This window comes from Sphingosinicella xenopeptidilytica (genome assembly GCF_042676985.1).
In the GTDB taxonomy this organism is placed as follows: Bacteria; Pseudomonadota; Alphaproteobacteria; order Sphingomonadales; family Sphingomonadaceae; genus Sphingosinicella; species Sphingosinicella xenopeptidilytica.
Genome location: NZ_JBHTIK010000005.1, coordinates 170,615 through 192,052 on the forward strand (window position 1 = coordinate 170,615; position 21,438 = coordinate 192,052).

General features: G+C 66.9%; 25 protein-coding genes. 11 read left to right on the top strand and 14 right to left on the bottom strand.

What is annotated here, in order from left to right; genetic code table 11:
- Positions 1-211: 211 nt before the first annotated feature.
- Positions 212-508 carry a hypothetical protein gene (locus ACFQ00_RS08865; RefSeq protein WP_381489170.1) on the top strand — a complete coding sequence of 99 codons (297 nt, stop codon included), beginning with the start codon at positions 212-214 and terminating at the stop codon, positions 506-508.
- 9 nt (positions 509-517) lie between these two features.
- Here ACFQ00_RS08865 and msrA read toward each other — a convergent pair whose 3' ends face one another.
- Genes msrA through ACFQ00_RS08885 form a run of 4 tightly spaced genes read right to left on the bottom strand, consistent with a single transcriptional unit; the run spans position 518 to position 4,237 of the window.
- Positions 518-1,105: a peptide-methionine (S)-S-oxide reductase MsrA gene (gene msrA, locus ACFQ00_RS08870; RefSeq protein WP_381489173.1), complete on the bottom strand. Its 588-nt coding sequence runs from the start codon at positions 1,103-1,105 to the stop codon at positions 518-520.
- Positions 1,102-1,494, bottom strand: coding sequence for a peptide-methionine (R)-S-oxide reductase MsrB (gene msrB, locus ACFQ00_RS08875; protein ID WP_381489176.1), 393 nt, complete (start codon positions 1,492-1,494; stop codon positions 1,102-1,104). Before msrB (ACFQ00_RS08875) ends, msrA begins: the two co-directional genes overlap by 4 nt.
- Before the next feature lie 13 nt (positions 1,495-1,507).
- Positions 1,508-1,999, bottom strand: a complete 492-nt coding sequence (msrB, locus tag ACFQ00_RS08880) for a peptide-methionine (R)-S-oxide reductase MsrB (RefSeq protein WP_381489179.1) — start codon at positions 1,997-1,999, stop codon at positions 1,508-1,510.
- 54 nt (positions 2,000-2,053) lie between these two features.
- Positions 2,054-4,237, bottom strand: a complete 2,184-nt coding sequence (locus ACFQ00_RS08885; RefSeq protein ID WP_381489181.1) for a primosomal protein N' — start codon at positions 4,235-4,237, stop codon at positions 2,054-2,056.
- A gap of 107 nt (positions 4,238-4,344) precedes the next feature.
- On the opposite strand from ACFQ00_RS08885, the gene fsa reads away from it, so the two are divergent.
- From fsa to ACFQ00_RS08900, 3 genes are read left to right on the top strand one after another with little or no spacing between them, the layout of a single operon-like run.
- Positions 4,345-4,998 (top strand): fructose-6-phosphate aldolase, encoded by a 654-nt coding sequence (gene fsa / locus ACFQ00_RS08890; protein WP_374597390.1) that lies wholly within the window; start codon positions 4,345-4,347, stop codon positions 4,996-4,998.
- A 53-nt stretch (positions 4,999-5,051) separates the two neighbouring features.
- Positions 5,052-5,615 (top strand): DUF484 family protein, encoded by a 564-nt coding sequence (locus ACFQ00_RS08895; RefSeq protein ID WP_381489186.1) that lies wholly within the window; start codon positions 5,052-5,054, stop codon positions 5,613-5,615.
- Positions 5,594-6,538 (top strand): tyrosine recombinase XerC, encoded by a 945-nt coding sequence (locus tag ACFQ00_RS08900; protein ID WP_381489189.1) that lies wholly within the window; start codon positions 5,594-5,596, stop codon positions 6,536-6,538. Before ACFQ00_RS08895 ends, ACFQ00_RS08900 begins: the two co-directional genes overlap by 22 nt.
- On the opposite strand, the gene ACFQ00_RS08905 is transcribed toward ACFQ00_RS08900, so the two are convergent.
- Genes ACFQ00_RS08905 through rsmI form a run of 4 tightly spaced genes read right to left on the bottom strand, consistent with a single transcriptional unit; the run spans position 6,535 to position 9,337 of the window.
- A complete protein-coding gene (locus ACFQ00_RS08905) occupies positions 6,535-7,134 on the bottom strand; it encodes a DedA family protein (protein ID WP_381489191.1) in 600 nt (199 codons plus the stop codon). The genes ACFQ00_RS08900 and ACFQ00_RS08905 overlap by 4 nt on opposite strands.
- Before the next feature lies 1 nt (position 7,135).
- Positions 7,136-8,083 (bottom strand): glutathione synthase, encoded by a 948-nt coding sequence (gene gshB, locus ACFQ00_RS08910; RefSeq protein ID WP_381489193.1) that lies wholly within the window; start codon positions 8,081-8,083, stop codon positions 7,136-7,138.
- 34 nt (positions 8,084-8,117) lie between these two features.
- Positions 8,118-8,477 carry a YraN family protein gene (locus ACFQ00_RS08915; RefSeq protein ID WP_381489196.1) on the bottom strand — a complete coding sequence of 120 codons (360 nt, stop codon included), beginning with the start codon at positions 8,475-8,477 and terminating at the stop codon, positions 8,118-8,120.
- Positions 8,474-9,337, bottom strand: a complete 864-nt coding sequence (gene rsmI, locus ACFQ00_RS08920) for a 16S rRNA (cytidine(1402)-2'-O)-methyltransferase (RefSeq protein ID WP_381490874.1) — start codon at positions 9,335-9,337, stop codon at positions 8,474-8,476. The genes ACFQ00_RS08915 and rsmI overlap by 4 nt, the downstream gene beginning before the upstream one ends.
- A gap of 4 nt (positions 9,338-9,341) precedes the next feature.
- Between rsmI and ACFQ00_RS08925 the strand changes: the two genes are divergently transcribed.
- Positions 9,342-10,634 carry a penicillin-binding protein activator gene (locus tag ACFQ00_RS08925; RefSeq protein ID WP_381489199.1) on the top strand — a complete coding sequence of 431 codons (1,293 nt, stop codon included), beginning with the start codon at positions 9,342-9,344 and terminating at the stop codon, positions 10,632-10,634.
- A gap of 13 nt (positions 10,635-10,647) precedes the next feature.
- Here ACFQ00_RS08925 and hemW read toward each other — a convergent pair whose 3' ends face one another.
- The 3 genes from hemW to rph are packed head-to-tail and all read right to left on the bottom strand — an operon-like array spanning position 10,648 to position 13,079.
- Positions 10,648-11,775, bottom strand: coding sequence for a radical SAM family heme chaperone HemW (gene hemW / locus ACFQ00_RS08930; RefSeq protein WP_381489202.1), 1,128 nt, complete (start codon positions 11,773-11,775; stop codon positions 10,648-10,650).
- Positions 11,763-12,359 carry an RdgB/HAM1 family non-canonical purine NTP pyrophosphatase gene (gene rdgB / locus ACFQ00_RS08935; RefSeq protein WP_381489205.1) on the bottom strand — a complete coding sequence of 199 codons (597 nt, stop codon included), beginning with the start codon at positions 12,357-12,359 and terminating at the stop codon, positions 11,763-11,765. The genes hemW and rdgB overlap by 13 nt, the downstream gene beginning before the upstream one ends.
- 3 nt (positions 12,360-12,362) lie before the next feature.
- Positions 12,363-13,079, bottom strand: a complete 717-nt coding sequence (gene rph, locus ACFQ00_RS08940) for a ribonuclease PH (protein ID WP_381489208.1) — start codon at positions 13,077-13,079, stop codon at positions 12,363-12,365.
- A gap of 108 nt (positions 13,080-13,187) precedes the next feature.
- Here rph and hrcA point away from each other — a divergent pair, with 108 nt between their 5' ends.
- The 3 genes from hrcA to ACFQ00_RS08955 are packed head-to-tail and all read left to right on the top strand — an operon-like array spanning position 13,188 to position 15,150.
- Positions 13,188-14,240: a heat-inducible transcriptional repressor HrcA gene (gene hrcA / locus ACFQ00_RS08945; protein ID WP_381489211.1), complete on the top strand. Its 1,053-nt coding sequence runs from the start codon at positions 13,188-13,190 to the stop codon at positions 14,238-14,240.
- A complete protein-coding gene (grpE, locus tag ACFQ00_RS08950; protein ID WP_381489213.1) occupies positions 14,237-14,767 on the top strand; it encodes a nucleotide exchange factor GrpE in 531 nt (176 codons plus the stop codon). The genes hrcA and grpE overlap by 4 nt, the downstream gene beginning before the upstream one ends.
- Positions 14,767-15,150 (top strand): hypothetical protein, encoded by a 384-nt coding sequence (locus tag ACFQ00_RS08955; protein ID WP_381489216.1) that lies wholly within the window; start codon positions 14,767-14,769, stop codon positions 15,148-15,150. Before grpE ends, ACFQ00_RS08955 begins: the two co-directional genes overlap by 1 nt.
- 66 nt (positions 15,151-15,216) lie before the next feature.
- On the opposite strand, the gene ACFQ00_RS08960 is transcribed toward ACFQ00_RS08955, so the two are convergent.
- The 3 genes from ACFQ00_RS08960 to ACFQ00_RS08970 form a co-directional block, all read right to left on the bottom strand.
- Entirely contained in the window at positions 15,217-16,095 is an 879-nt protein-coding gene (locus ACFQ00_RS08960; RefSeq protein ID WP_381489219.1) for an OmpA family protein, read from the bottom strand.
- Positions 16,096-16,435: 340 nt separating this feature from the next.
- Entirely contained in the window at positions 16,436-16,882 is a 447-nt protein-coding gene (locus ACFQ00_RS08965) for a vgr related protein (protein ID WP_381489222.1), read from the bottom strand.
- Between the two features lie 25 nt (positions 16,883-16,907).
- Positions 16,908-17,405 (bottom strand): copper chaperone PCu(A)C, encoded by a 498-nt coding sequence (locus tag ACFQ00_RS08970; RefSeq protein ID WP_381489225.1) that lies wholly within the window; start codon positions 17,403-17,405, stop codon positions 16,908-16,910.
- Positions 17,406-17,660: 255 nt separating this feature from the next.
- Here ACFQ00_RS08970 and dnaK point away from each other — a divergent pair, with 255 nt between their 5' ends.
- The 3 genes from dnaK (at position 17,661) to ACFQ00_RS08985 (ending at position 21,434) form a co-directional block, all read left to right on the top strand.
- Positions 17,661-19,574: a molecular chaperone DnaK gene (dnaK, locus tag ACFQ00_RS08975; protein ID WP_381489229.1), complete on the top strand. Its 1,914-nt coding sequence runs from the start codon at positions 17,661-17,663 to the stop codon at positions 19,572-19,574.
- A 62-nt stretch (positions 19,575-19,636) separates the two neighbouring features.
- Positions 19,637-20,770, top strand: a complete 1,134-nt coding sequence (gene dnaJ, locus ACFQ00_RS08980) for a molecular chaperone DnaJ (protein ID WP_381489232.1) — start codon at positions 19,637-19,639, stop codon at positions 20,768-20,770.
- Between the two features lie 22 nt (positions 20,771-20,792).
- Complete coding sequence (locus ACFQ00_RS08985) at positions 20,793-21,434, top strand: glutathione S-transferase family protein (protein ID WP_381489235.1); 642 nt, start codon at positions 20,793-20,795, stop codon at positions 21,432-21,434.
- Positions 21,435-21,438: the final 4 nt, after the last annotated feature.

Genomic DNA, 21,438 nt, shown 5'->3' on the forward strand with positions numbered 1-21,438 from the left:
CGAAGGGCACGCGAATGCACCCCCTTCACGACTGGCGGGGGCCGACTAGCACGCACCCCTTCTTGTTGCAAGGCAGCAAGAGGCGGAAAACACGGCCTGCCGGGCACGCGACGAAATGCCCCTGATGCGCGCTGGACAGCGCCGCGGATCGGCGATTGTTCATCACCATGGGCGTAAGGACAGGCCTGTCTTCCGCTGGAGGTTTGTCGCCGTGAGCTTCACCCGATTCGCGTCCGTCCGATTGATGCTGCCGTTCGCCGCGCTGCTGCTTCCGGCCTGCATCGCCCGCACGGCGGTCGACATCGTGACACTGCCCGTGAAGGCGGCGAGCGCCGGGGTCGACGCCGTTACCACCAGCCAGTCGGAGGCTGACGAGAAGCGCGGCCGCGAGATCCGGAAGCAGGAAGAGCGTATCGGCAAGGCGCGCCGTAAGTGCGAGGATGCCCGCAAGCGCGGCGAATATGACGAGAAATGGTGCCCGATCGCGCAGGAAACCGTCCGCTACTGAGCGGGCAGCCTATCCCCACACGGCCTTGAGCCGCCGGTCTTGCCCGCAGCCGGAGCGGTAGGCACGGTAGCGCAGTGCATTCCGCTTCGCGAAATCCTGATGGTAGCCTTCGGCAGGGTAGAAGGTCGCACTGCCGCGAATCGCCGTCGTCACCGGCTTGCCGAAATGCGCTTCGATCTGCGTGCGCGTGGTCTCGGCGATCGTGCGCTGCCCTGCGTTCATCGCGAAGACGGCGGTGTGGTAGGAGGCGCCCCGGTCGCAGAACTGGCCGTCCGGATCGAACGGGTCGATGTTGTGCCAGAAGGCGGCGAGCAGCTTCGCATAGGTGGTCTTTTCGGGATCGTAGACGACGCGCACGGCCTCGATGTGTCCGGTGCCGCCGCGCGTGACCTGCCGGTACGAGGGGTTCGCCACGGTTCCGCCCGCAAAGCCGGAAATCGCCTCGATCACGCCCGGCTGCTTTTCCATCGCGGCCTCCGCCGACCAGAAGCAGCCCATGGCGAAGATCGCCTCCGCACGCGCCGGCGCCTCGGCGGGCGCGAAGCCCCCAAGAAGCGGCAGGCCAAGAAGCAGCAGGCCGAGCGCGGCGTGTCTCATTCCGTCTTTTCCGGCACGAACGCCAGCGAGACGCCGTTGATGCAGTGGCGCTGGCCGGTGGGGAGCGGCCCATCGTCGAACACGTGCCCGAGGTGCCCGCCGCAGCGGCCGCACAGCAGCTCCGTTCGTACCATGCCGTGGCTATGGTCGGGGCGCTCCACGATATCGCCCTCGGCGCGCGTGAAGCTCGGCCAGCCGCAGCCGCTGTCGAACTTGTCGGCGGAGCCGTAAAGCACCGCGCCGCAGCCCGCGCAGACGAACTCGCCCTCGCGCTTCTCGTCGTTGAGCGGGCTCGACCACGGGCGTTCGGTGCCCGCCTCGCGCAGCACGCGATATTGTTCTGACGTCAGCCGGGCCTTCCACTCGGTTTCCGTCAGTCTCCTGTCCATCGTCATCGTCCTTTCAGGTTGTTGCCGGCACGAAGCCGAGCGCGTCGCCGTTGATGCAGTGCCGCGTGCCGGTGGGCGGTGGTCCATCGCTGAACACATGGCCAAGGTGCCCGCCGCAGCGGCGGCAATGCACCTCGCGGCGGACCATGCCGAGCGTCAGGTCGGTCTTCGTGGCGACCGCATTCGGTATCGCGCGCGTGAAGCTCGGCCAGCCGGTGCCGCTGTCGTACTTGTCGGCCGATCGGTAGACCGGCAGCGCGCAGCCTGCGCAGGTGAAGGTGCCCTTGCGCTTTTCCTTGAGCAGCGGGCTCGTGAAGGCGCGTTCGGTGCCCGCCTTGCGCAGGATATAATATTGTTCGCCCGTCAGGCGGCGTTTCCACTCGGCGTCGCTGTAGCGGACGGGGAAGTCGCCGACCGGCTTCTCGTCCCCGGCAAGCGCCCGGTGTCCCATGAGGCCAGCACCCAGCAACCCTGCGCCGAGCCCAAGAAATTCACGTCGGATCATGCACACATCCTCCGTGGGACTATACGTATGAGCCGCCCAAAAGGTTACAAGCTTCTAAACGAAGCTGTAAGGGTCGATGTCCACGGAAACGCGCACGTTCCGGGGCACCTCGACGCCCCCCAGCCAGTCCGCGATCAGCCCTTGCACATCCGCCCGCCGCGCGGCGTGGACGAGAAGCCGGTGCCGGAAACGCCCACGCAGCAGCGAGAGCGGCGCGGGGGCGGGGCCGAGGATGGTGAGACCGTCGATGCCCGTGGGTGCGGCGCGACCGATCGCGCGGGCGGTTGCCGCGACCTCTGCCTCGTCCGGCCCGGAAACGATGATCGCGGCGAGCCGCCCGAACGGCGGCATCGCGGCGGCGCGGCGCGCCTCCGTCTCGGCGGCGTAGAAGCCGGGCGCATCGCCCGCGACGAGCGCGGCGAGCACGGGCGCTTCGGGCTGGTGCGTCTGGATATAGACGTGCCCCGGCTTTTCGCCGCGCCCCGCACGCCCGGCGACCTGGCTGATCTGCTGGAAGCTGCGCTCCCCCGCGCGGAGGTCGCCGCCTTTCAGCGCAAGGTCGGCATCGACGACGCCGACGAGCGTCAGCTCGGGAAAGTGGTAGCCCTTGGTGATGAGCTGCGTGCCGATGAAGATGTCGATCTCGCCGGCGAGCGCGCTGTCCACCAGCGCCTTCGCCTGCGCGGGCGAGTGGATCGTGTCCGACGTGACGAGCGCGACGTTCGCGTCTGGGAACAGCGCGGCGACCTCCTCGGCGATGCGCTCCACGCCGGGACCGCAGGCAACGAGACTATGTTCCTCGCCGCATTCGGGGCAGGCCTCGGGTACGGCTTCGACAAGCCCGCAGTGGTGGCATTGCAGGCGCTTCACCAGCCGGTGCTCAACCATCCACGCCGTGCAGTTCGGGCACTCGATGCGCGTGCCGCAATGGCGGCAGAGCGTTAGTGGGGCGTAACCGCGTCGGTTGAGGAACAGCAGCGACTGTTCGCCGCGTGCGAGCGTTACCTTCATCGCCTCGACGAGCGGCGGCGCCAGCCAGCGGCCGTGCTCGGGCGGCGTGACGCGCAGGTCGATCGCCTCGATCTCAGGCATCTGCGCGCCGCCGAAGCGGCTCGCGAGTTCGAGGTGGCGGTAGCGGCCGCGCGTGACCTGCGCCAGCGTTTCGATGGCGGGGGTGGCGGTGGCGAGGACGATGGGAATCTCTTCGATCTGAGCGCGCATCACCGCCACATCGCGCGCGTGATAGGGAACGCCGTCCTCCTGCTTGAAGCTCGTCTCGTGCGCTTCGTCGACGATGATGAGGCGCAGGTCAGGGTAGGGGAGGAACAGCGCCGAGCGCGCGCCCACCACCACCTTCGCCGCGCCGCTCGCCGCCGCGCGCCATGCGGTACGGCGTTCGGAGGAGCGCAGGTCGCTGTGCCACTGGACGGGCTTGCAGCCGAAGCGCGCCTCGAAGCGGCGCAGGAAGGGTTCGGTGAGCGCAATCTCTGGGAGCAGTACGAGCGCCTGTCCGCCGGATTCGAGCGCGGCGGCGACGGCCTCCAGATACGTCTCGGTTTTGCCTGATCCGGTGACGCCGTCGAGCAGGAAGGGCGCGAAGTCGTGCGCTTTCACCGCCGCGACCAGCGCAGAGGCGGCGGCTTCCTGCTCTGCCTCCAGCACGGGCGGACCGAAATCGGGATCGGGGAGGGGCGGCGTGCGGTCCACCGACACTGTCACCGGTTCGATCGCGCCTGCCGAGATGAGCCCGCGAATCACTGCGTCCGAAACGCCCGACCATTCGGCAAGCTCGCGCACCAGCCCCTGCGCATCGCCGAGCGTGGTGAGCGCAGCCTCGCGCTTCTCCGTCATACGCTCGGGAAGTTGGCCCGATACGCGGTATTCGGTGACCGTGCGCGCGCCATCAAGCGCGGCGGAGACCGAGAGCACCATGCGCAGCACGGCAGCGGGCGGCACCAGATAATAGGCCGCGACCCACTCGACGAGCCGCCGTACGCTCGCCGGGATCGGCGGCACCGGCGCGATGCCGTGGATCGGCCGCAGTTTCGCGTCGGCCACTTCGGTCGTCGGTAGCCTGTCGGCTTCCCACACCACGCCGTGCAGCTCGCGCGGCCCGAGCGGCACACGCACCACGCTTCCCACCGGTACGCCCTCCGACGGCGCCCGGTAATCGAGCGGGCCGAGCGCGGCGTTGCGGGTGAGAACACGCAAACGGGAAACGGGACGGGGGGCGGGCATCGCGCTCTTATGTAAGCACGCGCCCGCGAAGGCAAAGCCGCGCTATGGACGCCCCGCGATTCGAATCGCTAAGGGCTGTTCAAACGCCTCTTTCGAAAGCCCGACCCATGAAATTCTTCGTCGACACCGCCGACACCAAGGACATTGCCGACCTCGCCGCCACCGGGCTCCTCGACGGCGTGACGACGAACCCGTCGCTGATCCACAAGTCCGGCCGCGGTTTCGTGGAGGTGGTGACGGAGATCTGCGGGATCGTCGAAGGTCCGGTTTCCGCCGAGGTCGTTGCGCTCGATCACGAGACGATGATGAAGGAGGCCGAAGTCCTCCGCAAAATCGCCGACAACATCGCCATCAAGGTGCCGCTCACCATCGACGGTTTGAAGACCTGCAAGGCGCTGACCAGCGACGGCACGATGGTGAACGTCACGCTCTGCTTCTCGGCGAATCAGGCGCTGCTCGCGGCGAAGGCGGGCGCGACCTTCATCTCGCCCTTTGTGGGCCGCCACGACGACAACGGCCTCGACGGGATGCAGCTGATCAGCGACATCCGCCTCATCTACGACAACTACGATTTCGCCACCGAAATCCTCGTCGCCAGCATCCGCCACCCGATCCACGTGCTCGAATCGGCGAAAATCGGCGCGGACGTGATGACGGCGCCCCCGGCGGTGATCCGCGCGCTCTTCAACCACGTGCTCACCGACAAGGGCATCGCCGGCTTCCTCGCCGACTGGGAAAAGACCGGGCAGTCCATCCTTTAGCCATCCTCTAGCGCTCAGCTTCTTTTAACCATGTCCGCGATAGGGTCGCGGGCATGGCTGTTCTCGATTTCCAGTCCGAAGCGCTGGTTCGCCTGCGCACCCGTGTCGCCGTGCTTGGCGAGGCGAACAGCGACCTGCTCGCTTATGCGCGCGGTCACGCGGGTGCCGTGCAGCAGATCCATGCCGCTGCGCTCGCCGCGCTGGATGCGCGCGACTTCGAGCACCTGATCCATGTCGTGACGCAGGATTGGGTGGATATCCTCCGCATCGATGCGGTCGGCCTCGGGCTTACCACAAGCGGCCAGGGCATCCGCGCCAGTGCGAGCGGCGTGCAGTTCATCGATCCCGAACAGGTCGAGCTCTGGTGTCACCTGCTGCCCTTGGGGCAGGCGCGCAGCGTGAAGCACGGCTCGCCCGTGTTCGGCCCGGCGGCCGAGCTCATCCGTTCGGAAGCGCTGATTGCGCTCAAACCCACGCCGCCCGCGCCCACCGGCATCATCGCGCTCGGCTCGCGCGCGCCGCACAATTTCGGCGATTATCATGGCAACGAGCTTCTCGCCTTTCTCGGCGATGTGGTTTCGCGCATGATCGCGCGGTGGATGCAGATCGAGCCCTAGATTTTCCGGCGCTGAACCAGCCCGCGCACGCCCGCGTCGCGGAGTGGCTCCAGCACCTCGAAGCCGCCGAGCGCCGCTCCGCGCACACGCTCCGCGCCTATCAGACAAGCCTCAACGGCTTCGTGCATTTCATGGGCGGGCATCTAGACGCCGCTGTTGATGACGGTGCACTCGCCGCGCTTAGCCTCGCAGACCTCCGCGCCTATCTCGCGCACCGCCGCGCCGAAGGCCTCGCCAACGTCTCCGTCGCGCGTGAAGTCGCGGCGCTGCGCAGTTTCTTCCGCTGGGCGCGCAAGCATCGCGGCATCGATTGCAAGGCGATCGCGGGGCTTGCCTCGCCCCGTCTCAAGAGACGCGTGCCGCGCCCGCTTGCGCCTGCAGACGCGACCGGCGTCGCCGACACGGCGGCGGACGGCGCGCGTGAGCCGTGGATCGGCGCGCGGGACACGGCGGTGCTGCTGCTGCTCTACGGCTCGGGGCTTCGCATCGCCGAGGCGCTGTCGCTCACCGGCGATGTGCTGCCGATCGGCGCGGCGATCACCGTCACCGGCAAGCGCGGCAAGACGCGTGTCGTGCCCGTGCTGCCCAAGGTGAAGGAGGCGATCGAGGCCTATCTCGCACTCGCGCCGTTCACGCCAGCACCGGGCACACCATTGTTCCGGGGCGCCAAGGGCGGCGTGCTTTCACCGGGGATGATCCGCGCCGCGATGCGTGCCGCACGCGCGGCGCTCGGTCTGCCGCCCTCAGCGACGCCGCACGCGCTCCGCCACAGCTTCGCGACACATCTTCTCGCACGCGGCGCGGACCTGCGTTCGATTCAGGAACTGCTCGGCCACGCCAGCCTGTCGTCCACGCAGGTCTACACGGAGGTCGATGCGGCGCGCCTGCTCGATGTTTACCGCCACGCGCACCCGCGCGCTTAGGCGTGCGGCTTCCACGTGATGACGCGCCACAGGTAGCCGGCCACGCACACCACGATCACGGCGGTGCCGACCGGGCCGACATAGGCCTCGATCTCGGCATAGTCCTGCCCCAGCTTGTAGCCCGCGATCGCGAGCAGCGAGGTCCACCCGGCGGTGCCGATGGTCGAATAGATCACGAACTGCCGGAAGTTCATCTCCATGAATCCCGCGGGAACGGAGACAAGCGAGCGCAGCGTCGGGAGCATCCGCCCGAACAGCACGAAGGCGGCGCCGTGTTGATCGAACCACTTGTGTGCCTTTTCGATGTCGCCGAGGCTGACGGTCAGCCAGCGGCCGAAGCGGCGCACGATCGGATCGAAGCGGTGGATGCCGATCTGCTTTGCGAGCAGATACCAGAAGATATTGCCGAACATCGCGCCTGTGGTGCCCGCGATGATCGCGCCGACGAGGCTGAACGCGCCCTTTGCGGCTTCCAACCCCGCGAACGACATGATGATCTCGCTCGGGATCGGCGGAAACACCGTTTCCAGAAACATCAGGAAGGCGACGCCGAGATAGCCGGTCTCGGCGATCAGCTGTTGAACCCATTCACCCATATCAGCGGCCGAGCCTCCTCAAAATCGCGTCCCAGATCATGCCCGCCGTATCGGTGCCGTTGAACCGATCGATGGCGACAATGCCCGTGGGCGAAGTCACGTTGATCTCGGTAAGCCAGCCGTCGATCACATCGATGCCGACGAAGAGCAGCCCCCGTTGTTCAAGCTCCGGCCCCAGACGCGCGCAGATTTCCTCCTCGCGCGGCGTGAGCTGCGTCTTCGCCGCATTGCCGCCGGCCGCGAGGTTGGAGCGAATTTCGCCCGCCTTGGGCAGGCGGTTGATCGCGCCCGCGACCTTGCCGTCCACGAGCACGATGCGCTTGTCGCCGTCGCTCACCTTGGGAAGGAAGCGCTGCACCATGAAGGGTTCGCGCCACACGTTCGAGAACAGCTCGACGAGCGCGGGAAGGTTGCCGTCGTCCTCGCCGAGCTTGAACACGGCGGCGCCGGCGTTGCCGTGCAGCGGCTTCACGACGATGGCGCCGTGCGTCTTGCGGAACGCCAGCACCTCTTCCAGCCGCCTTGTGATCAGCGTCGGCGGCATCAGATCGGCGAACTGTGTGACGAACAGCTTCTCGGGCGCGTTCCGCACCTCGCGCGGGTTGTTCACGACGAGCGTTTCGCCGTCCAGCATCTCGAGGAGATGCGTTGCGGTGATGTAGCCGATGTCGAACGGCGGATCCTGCCGCATCAGCACGACATCGACGTCGCTGCCGAGGTCGATGTCGCGCGCTTCGCCGAGCGTATAATGGTCGCCGACCACGCGCCGCACGGAGACGGGCCGGGCATGGGCGATCACGCGGCCGTCGCGCCACGAAAGCTGATCGGCCAGATAGTGCCACATCGTGTAGCCGCGTTCCTCGGCCTTCAGCATCAGCGCGAAGGTCGAATCGCCCGCGATGTTGATGCGCTCGATGGGGTCCATCTGGACGGCGACGTTGAGGCTCATGGGCGTTCCTTTGATTCGAAGGGCCGTCTAGCAGCTAAGCCCAATCGCCGTCGACCACGCCTTCGATGTGGCGGGGCAGGCGGCCGCGTGAGACGACCAGTGCATCGATACGGGCGCCGTCGCAGCCTGCCATGTAACGACCGAGCAGCAGGTTGGCGGCGCGCGCGACGCGGGCCATGCGCGGGGGTTCGAGCGCGGCGGAAGCCCCAATGTCGTCGTCGCGCGCCTTCACCTCGACGAACGCTAGCATCCGGCCGCGCCGCGCCACGATGTCGATCTCGCCGGCGGGTGTACGAATGCGTTCCCCGAGGATGCGGTAGCCTTTGAGCCTGAGCCACAACGCGGCGATGCGTTCGGCGCGGCGGCCGCGTCGTTCGGCGGCCTGACGTTTCATGGGTTGTCGCGGAGTTCGAGCGCGCGGGCATAGACCTGCTTGCGGGGGAGGCCGAGCGCGGCGCTCACTTCCGCCACGGCGGATTTCAGCGGCTGCGTTGCCATCGCGGCGGCAAGCGCGGCGTCGAGCGTATCGGCGTCCGCCGGCGCGGCCGGTTCGGGCGGGCCGACGACGACGACGATCTCGCCCTTGGGCGGCGCCTCCGCATAGCGTGCGGCAAGCTCGCCGAGTGTGCCGGTCACGGTTTCCTCGAAGGCCTTGGTGATCTCGCGCGCGACGGCGGACGGCCGGTCGCCAAGGCCATCTTTCAGCGCCTCCAGCGTCCGCGCGAGCCGATTGCCGGATTCGTAGAACACCAGCGTGGCATCGAGCCCCGCGAACTCCGCGATCGTGTCCGCCGATGCTTTCGCTTTGGTCGGAAGGAAGCCCGCGAACAGAAAGCGGTCGGTGGGCAGCCCGGCGAGCGTCAGCGCGGCGATCGCAGCGCATGGCCCCGGAATCGTCGTCACGGCGATGCCTTCGGCGCGTGCTTCCCGCACCAGCTTGAAGCCGGGATCGGAAATGAGCGGCGTGCCTGCATCGCTGACCAGCGCAACCGATTCATTTCGCATACGTTCCAGCAGCCGTGCGCGCACGCGGCTGTCACTATGGTCGTGATAGGGCACCATCGGGCGGTCGCTGCCGATGCGGGCGAGCAGCTTTGCTGTCACGCGCGTATCTTCAGCGGCGATTAAGGCGGCGGACTTCAGCACGTCGGCTGCGCGGAGCGTGATGTCGCCCAGGTTGCCGATGGGCGTCGCCACGATGTAAAGGCCGGGTTCGAGTTCGCCGGATCTAGATTCTGGGGGTAAGGGTGCCATGGACATGTCGATCACCAGCATGGAGGGCCGCGGGCGATTTTGGAATCGCTGTTTTTCCGGCCTGAAGCGGACGTTGCTGCCGATGGCGGCGCTCGCCGCCGCTGCCTGTACACAAACGGTCCAGAAAGCGCCGGAAGTCGAGGCGCCGCCGCCTCCTCCGCCGGTCGTGGAAACGCCTCAGGAAATTCCGCAGAACCGCGTGGCGCTGCTGCTGCCGATGAGCGGAGGCACCGCGCGTGTCGGCCAATCGCTGGCGAACGCCGCGAACATGGCGCTGCTCGACGTCAAGGCCACCAACATCAAGCTCACCGTCTATGATACCGCACCCGGCGCGGCGGCCGCTGCGCGCCGCGCGGTTGCGGAGGGCAACAAATTGTTCCTTGGGCCGCTGCTCGCGGCGGATGTCACTGCCGTGCGCGGTGTCGCCAAGGCGGCGGGCATCCCGATCATCTCTTATTCGAACGACGCCGACGTCGCCGGAAACGGCGTCTATATCCTCGGCTACCAGCCCGATCAGTCGATCGACCGTGTCGTGCGCTATGCGCGCGCGCAGGGTGTCGAGCGCTTCGGCGCGCTCGTGCCGGCGGGCAACTACGGCCAGCGCGCCTCGGGCGCCATGCTGCGCGCCGTGCGCGAATCGGGCGGCAAGGTCACGGCGGTGGAAACCTACGAGCGCTCGCGCGCCAAGCTGCAGGCCGCCGTGCGCCGCCTCACCGACTACGAAGCGCGTGTCGCGCGGGCGAGCCAGGGCGGCATCGTGCGTGCCGACGGCACGGTGGCGCCGGTGCAGGAACGTTTGGGGCCGGTGTCCTTCCAGGCGCTGCTGATCGCGGACGGCAGCCAGATCGCCTCCGCGTTCCTCGGCCCGCTCACCCAGTATGGTGCCGGTCCGGGCAAGGTCCGATACCTCGGCCCCGAACTCTGGAACGCCGAGCCGGGCATCCGCAGCGTGCAGGGGCTGCACGGCGCATGGTACGCCAGCGTTCCCGACGCGCGTTATACGCAGCTTGCCTCCCGCTACCGGGCGAAGTTCGGCGGCGCGCCGTCGCGGCTTGCCAGCCTCGGCTATGATTCGGTGCTGCTGGTGAACGCCATTGCGGGCGAATGGCCGATCGGCGCGAATTTCCCCGAAGCGCGCCTGCGCGATTCAGATGGCTTCGCGGGCGTCGACGGCATCTTCCGCTTCGGCGCCTCGGGGATTGCCGACCGAGGTCTTGAAGTGGGGCAGGTGGGTGCATCGGGCACCACCGTCGTCTCGCCCGCGCCGCGCACCTTCGCAAAACGCCCGGGTGCCTGATTTGGCCGCCTGATCAGGCCATCAGCCGCGCGATCACCGCATTGAGCAGCGGCTGACCCGTATCGGTCAGCCGTAGCCTGCCGTTCGTGCGCGCCACCAGTCCGAGCCGTGTGGTCTCGGCGAGACCCGACGCGCTGATGACATCGCCCAGGGCAAGACCCGTGCGCGCTGCAAAGGCCGCCTCGTCGATGCCTTCCAGCAGCCGTAACCCCATCATCAGGGCCTCGTCGGCGCGTGTATTGGCTTCGAGCGGGGTTTCACTGGCGACCGGCGTTTTCAGCCACGTTTCCGGCAGCCGTTCGCGGATCGTCGCCATGCCGCCGCGCCGCCCGTGCGCACCCGGGCCGACGCCCACGTAGTCGCCGTAGCGCCAATAGGTGAGGTTGTGGCGACTCTCCGCGCCCGGCCGTGCGTGGTTCGAAACCTCGTAGGCGGGAAGCCCCGCCGCCGCCGTCATCGCGCGCGTCATCTCGAACATGCCGAGCGAGGCGTCTTCCTCCGGCAGTGTCAGCCGTCCGAGCCGTGCGCGCGTCGCGAACGCCGTCCCCGGCTCGATCGTGAGCTGGTAGAGCGAGAGGTGTTCTGTCCCGAACGCCAGCGCGCGCATGAGTTCGGCTTCCCATACTTCCGGCGTCTGGCCTTCGCGCGCATAGATCAGGTCGAAACTCACGCGCGGGAAATGCCTCTGCGCCACATCGAGCGCGGCGAGCCCCTCGGCAAGGTCGTGCGCGCGGCCGAGTGCCTTCAAAGACGTATCGTCGAGCGCCTGCAGCCCCAGCGACACGCGGTTCACACCCGCCGCCGCGAAGCCCGCAAAACGTTCCGCCTCGACGCTCGAAGGGTTGGCTTCGAGCGTGATCTCCGCGTCGGCAAAGCCCCACAGCCGGTCGGCGGCTTCGATGATCGCGCCAACGGTTCCGGGTGCCATCAGCGAAGGTGTGCCGCCACCGAAGAACAGGCTGGAAAGCCGCCGCCCGGGCGTCAGGCGCGCCTCGTATTCCATGTCCGCGATCAGCGCCTTGCGCCAGGCCGCCTCGTCCACACGTTCGCGCACATGGCTGTTGAAATCGCAGTACGGGCACTTGGAGACGCAGAACGGCCAGTGGACGTAAAGCGCGAGCGGCTGCGCTATTTCAGACATGCCTCAACCAGCTGCGCGAATGCCCGCGCGCGATGGCTCATCGCGTGCTTCGCATCGGGCGCCATCTCGCCGAAGCTGATGGTGTGATCCTCGGGCACGAACATCGGATCGTAGCCGAAGCCGTGCTCGCCGCGCGGCGGCCACACGAGTGTGCCGTGCACGTGCCCTTCGAAGGTTTCAACGTGCCCGTCAGGCCACGCCAGCGTCAGTGCACAGGTGAAATGCGCGCTGCGATCCTCAGCAGCGGCGAGTGCCTCGTGCACCTTCCGCATGGCGAGCGCGAAGTCCTTCTCCGGCCCCGCCCACCGTGCCGAATAGATGCCGGGATCGCCGCCGAGCGCGTGAACGCTAAGCCCCGAATCGTCGGCAAGCGCCGGAAGTCCCGATCCGCGCGCGGCGGCGAGGGCTTTCAGCTCGGCATTGCCGCGAAACGTCGTCTCGGTTTCTTCCGGCTCCGGCAGGCCCGCGTCGCCTGCCGATACCGGCTCGATACCGAACGGCGCGAGCAGGTCGCGGATTTCCCGTACCTTGCCGGGATTGTGGCTCGCCACGATCAGCGTGCCGGGAAGGAGCTTTCGCGCCATCGCCTAGCGCCCGGTGGCTTTCGCCTGCGCCGCGTAGATCTTGCCGCAGCCGATGCGTGCGAGGCGGAGCATGCGCAGCAGCGTTTCCTCGTCGAACGGATCGCGCTCGGCGGTGCCTTGCACTTCGACTATGCCGCCCTTGTCGGTCATCACGAAGTTGGCGTCGGTCTCGGCGGATGAATCCTCCGGGTAATCGAGGTCGAGCACGGCCGTGCCTTCGTAAACGCCGCAGCTGATCGCTCCGACCTGCGCGCGAATGGGGTCCGCGGTCAGCAGGCCATCTGCCATTAATTTGTCGATCGCGATGCGCAGCGCCACCCAAGCGCCCGAAATCGCGGCGGTGCGTGTGCCGCCATCTGCCTGCAGCACGTCGCAGTCGATGGTGATCTGCCGCTCGCCGAGCGCCTTCAGGTCCACGATGGTGCGCAGCGAGCGGCCGATGAGGCGCTGGATTTCCTGCGTGCGGCCGGATTGCTTGCCCTTCGCCGCCTCGCGCGAGCCGCGCGTGTGCGTGGCGCGGGGGAGCATCCCGTATTCCGCCGTTACCCAGCCTTCGCCCTTGCCGCGCAGGAACGGCGGCACGCGTTCCTCGACGCTCGCCGTCACCAGCACATGCGTGTCGCCGAACTTCACGAGGCAAGAGCCCTCGGCGTGGCGCGAAAAGCCGGGGGTCATCTCGATGGTGCGCATCTCGTCGGGCGCGCGGCCGGAGGGTCGCATGAAAACTCCTGTACGGGGGAATGGGTTCTGCCGCGCCGTGTACCGGCTCGCGCCACCGGGGTCCAGATCACTTGAGAGGGGCGGGGCTCCACCCTACATTGCCCCCCGATGACGAGCGGCCCAACCATATCAGAGCTTTCCGACCGCGCGCGCGCCGTGTTCCGGCAGGTGGTCGAGGAATATATCGCCTCGGGCACGCCGGTCGGTTCGAAGACGCTCGCGGCGCGTGCCGACAGTCTCGGTCTCTCGTCGGCCTCGATCCGCAGCGTGCTTCACGATCTGGAGCGCGTTGGCCTGCTCGGCAGCCCGCACACGTCGGCGGGGCGTGTGCCCACCGATTTCGGCCTGCGCCTGTTCGTCGACGGCATGATGCAGGCGAGCGAGGCGGGCGCGGAGGAGCGCGCCGCCATCGAGGCGGGCCTCAGCGCGCCCGACCGTGCCGTGGAGGACGTGCTTTCGCGCGCGACCGCCGTGCTCTCCGGCCTCTCGTCCTGCGCCGCCGTGGTCATGGTGCCGCGCACCGAGCGCGTGCTGCGGCAGGCGAGCTTCACGGCGCTTTCGCCGACGCGCATTCTCGCGATCCTCGTCGCCGACGATGGCACGGTCGAAAACCGCATCGTCGAACTGGAGTATCCGGCGTCCCCCGCGGCGCTCATCGAGGCGGGGAACTATCTCACCGCACGCCTCGCCGGCTCCACGCTCGCCGATGCGGCGGCGCTGCTGAAGCTGGAGATCGAGACCGAACGCGCGCTCATCGATGCGGCGACGCGCGATCTTATCGCGCGCGGCATCGCGAGCTGGTCGGCGGACGATGCCGACCGTGCCGTGCTCATCGTGCGCGGCCAGTCGCACCTGCTCGACGATGCGGCGGAGGCGGACTTGCAGCGCGTGCGCTCGCTCCTCGCCGATCTCGACGACAAGGTCGAAATGCTGCGCGTTCTCGATGACGCGCGCGAAGCGCGGGCGATGAAAATCTTCATCGGCTCTGAAAACAAGCTCTTCTCGCTCTCCGGTTCATCGGTTATCGCCGCGCCATACAGCGGCGCCGAAGGCCGGATCGTCGGCGTCGTGGGCGTCATCGGCCCCACGCGCCTCAACTATGCACGCATCGTGCCCATGGTGGATTATACCGCCCGAACACTCAGCAGGTTGATAGGATGATTGACGAAAACGAAAAGCTGACCCCCGAAGAGATCGCCGCGGCCGAACAGCCGGCGGAGACACCGGAGGCCGATCCGCTCGCCGAGAAGGATGCCGAGATCGCCGATCTCAAGGATCGCCTGCTCCGCGCCGTCGCGGAATCGGAGAACGTCCGCCGCCGCCTCGAACGCGAGAAGGCGGACGCGGTGGCCTACGCCGTCACCGGTTTCGCGCGCGATCTGCTCGGCGTCGCCGATAACCTCCGCCGCGCTCTCGATGCCGCCGCGAAGGACGATGTCGTGGCCAGCCCGCTGCTCTCCGGCGTGGAGATCACCGAGAAGGAACTTCTGAAAGCCTTCGACAAGCACGGTATCGCGCGCGTCGAAAGCATCGGCCAGAAGCTTGATCCGAACCGGCACCAGGCGATGCTCGAAGTGGTGCAGGAGGGTGCGGAGCCCGGCACGGTCGTTGCCGAGCTGCAAACGGGCTACGTCCTCAAGGATCGCCTGCTGCGCCCCGCGATGGTCACTGTTGCGAAGGAAGGCTGATGGCTGAGCCCGATCCCATCTGCGGCGTGTGGCAGCTCGACCAGTGGGTCGAGTTTCGCGACGGCGATCCCTACGTGCTCGATGCGAGCGGGCGCATCTTCTACCATCCCGATGGTCACGTAAGCGCGATCCTGACGCGGCAGACGGACGGCGGCGATCCGCTCGTCATCGCCTACGCGGGCCGCTGGCGGCGCGAGGGCGACGACGTCCACCACGCCGTCGAGCACGCCACCGTCCAGCGCTGGGTCGGCACGACGCTCACGCGCCGCGTGGTTGAGTTCGATCCCACGGGCGACGGTCGGCTTCTGCTCCGCACGCCTCCCGAAACCAGCCGCTCGGGCGCCGAGTTCTTCCACGATCTGATCTGGGTGCGCGCGGTCTAACCGCAGAGATCACGCCCAAAGGGAAAACGAAACGCGGGGTGGGCGTCAGCCCACCCCGCAAGTGCCTTAAATCCCGTCGAGACCCTTGCTGACCAGAATATTCACCGCAACGCGGCGATTCTGGGCCTTGCCCTCAACGGAGTCATTGCTTGCCGCCGGGTCCGCTTCGGCCATTCCGGTGGGCGTGAGCATACGATACGGCTTCCAGCCGCAGGCCTGCTGGAGATAATTGACGACGCGCGCCGCCCGCTTCTCGCTGAGCACCTGATTCAATTCCTCGCTTCCCGTGGAATCGGTGTAGCCGACCACGAGCAGCAGGGCATTGTCCATCGCCTCGGCTTCGCTCGCCGCCGAGCAGAGATTGGCCTTCGCCTCCTCCGACAGCACGGCCTTGCCGGTGTCGAAGTTCACGCTCGTCGTGCTTTTCACATTATACTGGTCGATATCCGCCACGCGGCCACGAAGGGCTTCCGTCGCCGCGGTCTGCTCCGCAAAGCGCTGGTCCGTTGCATTGTGGATCATCGACGCGGTCTTGAGATCCTTGTTCTTGAGCGCGATCTGGCTTGCCACCAGACCCTGCCCCCATTGCACGGTCTTGATGGTGACCGGCAGGCCGTTCAGCAGCGAGTCCGACGCCAGTTTCTTGCTGCTCGCCCCAAGGAACCCGCCGCTCGATTTCACCTTGGTCGCCTCGCTGATGAACACCGTCTGCTTCGCGCCGCCGGGGGTGGTGACCAGCATTTTCTGGTCCTTGCGCGCCGCGATGAAGCCTTCGACTTCCGGCCCTGCGGGCATCCCCGAGAGGTCGGCCGGCGGATAGGCATTCACGTCTATGGACGGGTCGACCCCGTTCATATCCTGCGGCTGCGCGTGCAGGCTGGCCGGCACCAGGCCGGAAAGCGCAAGCAGCAAGAACAGTCTTGGACTTTTGGAAATGACACTCATCGCGTTCCTCCTTCAAACTCGACCCATCGACCGCGTGTTATCACGCGTGTCGTCCGACCACTGACGCATTGCCGATCCAGGTGCCGGGAGCCGCCCCATCAAGCGTGCTTGACGTGCGGCCTGTCGCCGGACCCGGCCGCAACGGACGTCTTGCGTGTTCGGGCCAGCATCTCGGGCACAACATTTTGGTTAACGCTAGTATTACGGAGACGTTTCGAGAGTCTCCTGCGGCGAGCCGATGCCGCGTGCGGGCGGAGCCGCCGCTGGCGCTTCGGATATGTATTGGAAGAACCCTGTTCAGAGCCCGAATGTTCGGGATGAGGGGACACGCAAGTCCGCTCTAGACAATACCCCGCCCACCGCTCTCCGACCGAAACGGGAGCAGCGCGTCGTACGTGGCAAGTGGCGGCGTTCCCGGCACCTCGCCGCCCATGCGTTTCACATAGGCGTCGCGGACGATCTCCGCCTGCTGTTCAAGCCCATAGCCAGAGAAGCTGAGGCCCGCTTTCAGGGGCAGATAGTCGTAGCGCGCCAGCGGCCCGCGCCTGAGGATCAGGTTCACACCCTGCTGGTGCTGCCACACGTGCGTAAGCTCGTGGACGATGAGGCCCTGAAGGAACAGCGAGGCCCGGCTGAAATCGTCACGCCACGAGGCGTTGTTGGGATGGAACCAGATGTGCCCGTCGGGCGCCATCACCACCCATGCCGGTTGCAGCCACCACCATTTCGCCTGCCGGATGGTGACGCGCGCAAGGTCGATCGCGTCGCCGAAGGCGCGGCGCGCCATCGTCCGCTCACCGTCCGTCAGCGGTCTAATGATGCGAATGCTCTCCGGCCTTCATTTCCGGTGCGGTTGCGCTCATCGCGTGCGCGGAAACGGCGACGCGGCCGGCCTTCTCGAACACGAAGGTCAGCGGCACGCGCGAATCGGGCTTCGTGTCCGGCAGGCCGAACACCATCACGTGCATGGCTCCGGGCTTCAGCTCGATCTTCTGGCTCGGATTCACGGGCAGGCCAACGAGCGGGACCATGCGCATCACGCCGTTTTCGGCCTTCGTCGCGTGCAGCTCGAATCGTGCGGGCTTGGGGCCTTCCACGGCGATCAGCCGGTCCGCCATCGCACCGCCCGCGATCGTCGCATACAGCGCGGCCGGACGGCCCGCGACGACAGGCAGGCGAATCCAGGCATTGCTCACGGCCGGAGGGACGGGGGGGGCAGCAAGCGCCCGTCCGCCGACTGCCGCTGCCACGAGCAGCAACAGCGCGGTCACACACGCCGCAATTCCAAGGTTTCTGTCGATACGCGCCACGATCTTGTATCCTTCGCCAGAGACATCCACGCTCCGCACGAACGCTTCATGCCACAGCTCGGGGCGTTTGCACCATGCGGCAGCACGTCCTCATCGAAGGCGCAAATCGCATCGGGGGTGTGCACACGCTCTTGTATGGCGCTGGCGCTGTTCCTACATCGCCCGCGTGGATCAACGACGCTGCGGCAAATCTGCGCAGCGGCGGGATCAATCGTTTGTTCCTGCTTGGAATTTGAAAGAGGAAGCACGGGAGATATGGGCAAGGTAATCGGTATCGACCTTGGCACGACCAACAGCTGCGTCGCCGTGATGGAAGGCAGCAAGCCCAAGGTTATCGAGAACGCGGAAGGCGCGCGCACGACGCCGTCGATGGTCGCTTTCACGAAGGACGGCGAGCGTCTCGTCGGTCAGCCGGCGAAGCGTCAGGCGGTGACGAACCCGGATAACACGGTGTTCGCCGTGAAGCGTCTGATCGGCCGCCGTTTCGACGATCCGGTTACCAAGAAGGACATGGCGCTCGTCCCCTATCACATCGTGAAGGGTGGCAATGGCGACGCGTGGGTGAAGGCCGGCGGCGAGGATTACAGCCCGTCGCAGGTGTCTGCCTTCATCCTGCAGAAGATGAAGGAAACCGCCGAGTCCTACCTCGGCGAAACCGTCACGCAGGCGGTCATCACCGTGCCCGCGTACTTCAACGACGCTCAGCGCCAGGCCACCAAGGATGCCGGCAAGATCGCCGGTCTTGAGGTGCTGCGCATCATCAACGAGCCGACCGCGGCGGCGCTCGCTTACGGGCTCGAGAAGAACGACGGCAAGACCATCGCGGTCTACGATCTCGGCGGCGGCACGTTCGACGTCTCGATCCTCGAGATCGGCGACGGCGTGTTCGAGGTGAAGTCCACGAACGGCGACACGTTCCTCGGCGGTGAGGACTTCGACGCCAAGATCGTCGATTCGCTCGCCGAAGGTTTCAAGAAGGACGAAGGCATCGACCTCCGCTCCGATCGTCTCGCGCTGCAGCGCCTCAAGGAAGCTGCCGAGAAGGCGAAGATCGAGCTGTCGTCCGCGCAGGCGACGGAGGTGAACCTGCCGTTCATCACCGCCGACCAGAACGGCCCGAAGCACCTCGTGAAGACGATCACGCGCGCCGACCTCGAAAAGCTTGTCGGCGATCTCGTCGCCCGCACGCTGGAGCCGTGCCGCAAGGCCTTGAAGGACGCCGGGCTCGACAAGGACAAGATCGACGAGGTCGTCCTCGTCGGCGGCATGACGCGCATGCCGCTCGTTCGCGAAGAGGTGAAGAAGTTCTTCGGCAAGGAACCGCACACGGGCGTGAACCCGGATGAGGTTGTGGCCATGGGCGCCGCCATTCAGGCGGGCGTGCTGCAGGGCGACGTCAAGGACGTGCTGCTGCTCGACGTGACGCCGCTGTCGCTCGGCATCGAGACGCTGGGCGGCGTGTTCACGCGCATGATCGATCGCAACACGACGATCCCGACGAAGAAGAGCCAGGTTTACTCGACCGCCGAGGACAATCAGGGCGCGGTGACGATCCGCGTCTTCCAGGGCGAGCGCGAGATGGCCGCCGACAACAAGGCGCTCGGCCAGTTCGATCTCGTCGGCATCCCGCCGGCGCCGCGCGGCGTGCCGCAGATCGAGGTGACGTTCGACATCGACGCCAACGGCATCGTCAACGTCTCGGCGAAGGACAAGGGCACCGGCAAGGAGCAGCAGATTCGCATCCAGGCGTCGGGCGGCCTTTCGGACAACGACATCGAGCAGATGGTGAAGGACGCCGAGAAGTTCGCCGACGAGGACAAGAAGCGCCGCGCGAAGGCCGAGGCCCGCAACCAGGCGGACAGCCTCATCCACTCGACGGAGAAGCAGCTCGCCGAGCATGGCGACAAGGTGGATGCCTCCACGAAGGGCGGCATCGAAACCGCCGTCGCCGCGCTGAAGTCGGTACTCGACAGCGACGATGTCGACGACATCAACGCCAAGACGCAGGCGCTCGCGCAGGAAGCGATGAAGCTCGGCGAAGCGATCTACAAGGCGGAAGCCGCGGCCGCGTCGGGCGAAGGCGATGCACAGGCCTCCACTTCGTCTACTTCGGACGAAGACGTCGTCGATGCCGAGTTCTCGGAAGTCGACGAAGACAAGAAGGCGTAGGTTGGAAACGAGGGCTGCCTGGAAACGGGTAGCCCTCGCGCCAGCGGGGGCGGTCAGAGTCTATGGTTGAAGCGGACTACTACGAGGTACTCGGCGTCGAGCGGACGGCCGACGGCGCGACGATCAAGTCCGCTTACCGGCGTCTCGCAATGCAGTATCACCCGGACAAGAACGGTGGCTGCACCGATTCCGAGGCGAAGTTCAAGGCGATCAACGAAGCCTATGATTGCCTGAAGGACGATCAGAAACGCGCTGCCTATGATCGCTACGGCAAGGCCGCGTTCCAGAACGGCGGACCCGGCAATGGCGCGGGCGGTGCCGGGTTTGGCGACTTCGCCGACATTTTCGAAGGCATTTTCGGCGAGTTCATGGGCGGCGGCCGCCAGCGGCAGCGCAGCAGCGCGATGCGCGGCGCGGACCTGCGCTTCGACCTGAAGCTCAGCCTTGAGGAAGCCTTCGCGGGCAACACCCGCACCATCGAGATCGATGTCGCCACGGCCTGCGAGCCCTGCAGCGGCTCGGGCGCGGCGCCGGGTGCCACCGCCAACACCTGCGGCACCTGCGGCGGCCACGGCAAGGTGCGCGTGCAGCAGGGCATGTTCCTGATGGAGCGGACCTGCCCGAACTGCCACGGCGCGGGCCGCGTGATCTCCGACCCGTGCAAGGAATGTCACGGCGCGGGCCGGGTCGACAAACACAAGTCGCTCGACGTGCGCATCCCCGCGGGCGTCGACGACGGCACGCGCATTCGCCTGTCGGGCGAGGGCGAGGCCGGCGCGCGGGGCGGACCGCCGGGCGATCTCTACATCTTCGTGCACCTCGAACCGCATGACATCTTCGAGCGCGACGGTACCAACCTCTACGTGAAGGTGCCCGTGCCGATGACGCTCGCGGCGCTCGGCGGCGCGATCGAAGTGCCCTCGATCGACCGCGAGGCGGTGGAGCTCAAGATCCCGGCCGGCACGCAGAGCGGCAAGCAGTTCTCGCGGCGCGGCCAGGGTATGCCGCCGCTGAACGGTGGCGGGCGTGGCGATCTCATCGTGGAGGTCGAGATCGAAACGCCGACGCGGCTTTCGAAGCGCCAGCGCGAGCTTCTGGAAGAGTTCCAGGCGCTGGAGCCCGAGGCCGGGAGCTGTCCTGAAAGTCAGGGGTTCTTCGCGAAGATTCGTGCGAAATGGGATGAGCTGACCGAGTAGAATCGCAATCGGGGAGGGCCGCATGATCAAGGTTTACGGGTCGACGCTGTCGCCATTCGTTCGCAAGGTGGTCGTGGTGCTTGCCGAGAAGGGGCTGGACTACGATCTGATTCCCTCGGGCCTTCCGGCGCGCGATCCCGATTTCCTCTCGATCTCGCCGTTCGGGAAGATGCCGGCGTTTCGCGACGGCGATTTCGCTATCTCTGATTCCTCCGCCATCGTTCACTATCTCGATGCGAAGTATCCCGAACCCCGTCTCATTCCGCAGGCGCCCGAGGATCTCGGCCGTGCGGTCTGGTATGACGAGTTCGGCGACACCATCGTTGCGCTCACGGGCGGCAAGGTGTTCTTCAATCGTGTCGTTGCGCCGCGCTTTCTGAAGCAGGCGGGGAATGAAGACATGGTGCAGCAGGGCATCGCCGAATTGCCCCGGCTGTTCGATTACCTCGAAGGCGTCGTGCCGGAGCCGGGTGGTTTCCTCGTCGGCGGGGCGCTCAGCCTTGCGGATATCGCTGTGGCGAGCCCGTTCGTGAATCTTTCGCATTGCGCGCTCGATGTCGATTGCGCGACGCACCCGCGGCTTGGCGCGTGGCTGCCGACGATCCTGTCGCGGCCATCTTTCGCGGCGCCCATTGCCGAAGAAAAGGCATTTCTCGCCGCCTAGACAG